1 protein-coding gene is annotated in these 234 nt (G+C 66.2%); it reads left to right on the top strand.

Annotation, left to right across the window (positions count from 1 at the left end; all coding sequences use genetic code 11):
• Positions 1-234, top strand: a 234-nt coding sequence (locus QP363_RS13570; protein ID WP_284764881.1) for a hypothetical protein, incomplete at both ends; no start/stop codon positions are given.

The following is a 234-nucleotide window of genomic DNA, read 5'->3' as shown; positions in this document are numbered from 1 at the left end:
TTGGCTCCGCCCCCTCGACGCATCTGTCAAGACCGCTGGCTCACTCGTTGCCGCTGAAGTCGGCCACGGCCTCGTCCAGGCCCGCGCGGCGGATGCGCACGAGCAACAGGGCGATGAGCTGTCGATGAATCCGGCTCGTGGGGGAGTCTTGCTGTGCTGGCAGTGGGTACCGGGTGTTCAGCGGGCAGACGCTAGGGAGCGAGTAGCCCCATCAGCATTGCCCAGATTGCTGCG

The organism is Corynebacterium sp. UMB6689, from assembly GCF_030215295.1.
GTDB lineage: Bacteria > Actinomycetota > Actinomycetes > Mycobacteriales > Mycobacteriaceae > Corynebacterium > Corynebacterium aurimucosum.
Note: the sequence above shows the minus strand (reverse complement) of the source record. Positions and strands in the feature narration are given on the sequence as shown.